This is a genomic window from Oleiphilus sp. HI0086, assembly GCF_001635225.1.
On sequence record NZ_LWFZ01001475.1, the window covers coordinates 1 to 1,126 of the forward strand.

The window sequence follows — 1,126 nt, forward strand, 5'->3', positions numbered from 1 at the left end:
CGGCCTGATGCGATCTGCTTGATCTTGGAACGTTTTTCCGTACCAAATCTCGCTGCATCTTCACCACCCTCTCCAGAGTTAGAGCGGCCACCTAGACGGTTCATTGCAACAGCAAGTGCTTCATGTGCTTCAGGAGACAAAGCTCCCAAAGACATTGCTGCCGAGTCAAAACGAGGGAAGATATTCTCTACCGGCTCTACTTCGTCTAAAGGAATCTCTTTAGCAGAATCACTTAAAGCAAACAAATCCCTTAAGGATGACGCTGGACGTTCATTTACCAAGGTTGCGTACTTCTGGTAAACAGAGTAATCGCCCGACTCAACTGCTTGCTGAATTGTATTGACAACATCCGGGTTAAAGGCGTGATATTCCTGACCGTGAACAAACTTCAGTAAACCACCTGGCTGGATCGATTTACGCGCCTTGAAAGCTTCTTTAGCCAACAGTGCTTGCTCTGATTGCAGGTCTTCAAAATCAGCACCCTGAATTCTACTTGCGACACCTTTAAAGCATAGGTCAACAACATCGTCTGCAAGACCTACTGCTTCAAACAATTGAGCGCCACGGTAAGAAGCAATTGTAGAAATACCCATCTTCGATAAGATCTTCAACAAGCCCTTACCAATACCGCGACGATAATTATTTTTCGCCTCGATTGGGTCCATCAGCATCTCACCCGTACTGATCAGGTCACTCATAACCTGATAAGCCAAGTAAGGGAAGACTGCCGTAGCACCAAAACCAAACAACACCGCGAAGTGATGAGGGTCACGGGCAAAACCAGACTCCACAATAATATTCGAGTCGCAACGTAAGCCCTTCTCAACCAAGTGGTGATGCACTGCACCCGTTGCCATAAAGGCATTTAGTGGTAATAAGCCAGGTTCGATATCTTTATCCGACAAAACAAGCGCAACCTTGCCTTGTCTAACAGCTTCTTCTGCTTGCTGGCACACATCAACAATTGCTTGCCTTAAGCCAGTCTCTTCCTTGTACTGAAGGCTAATTAAGGCATGTTCAAAACCATCTTTATCCGAGGTAAAGCAGCTAAACTTCGCAGGTGTCAGTACCGGCGTAGCCAAAATAATTCGCTTCGCATGCTCAGGCGTTTCTTCAAATACGTTCT

General features: G+C 46.2%; 1 protein-coding gene. It reads right to left on the minus strand.

From position 1 onward, the window contains the following. On the minus strand, positions 1–1,126 hold a 1,126-nt coding region (locus A3756_RS24995), incomplete at both ends, for a glutamate synthase central domain-containing protein (RefSeq protein WP_255376542.1).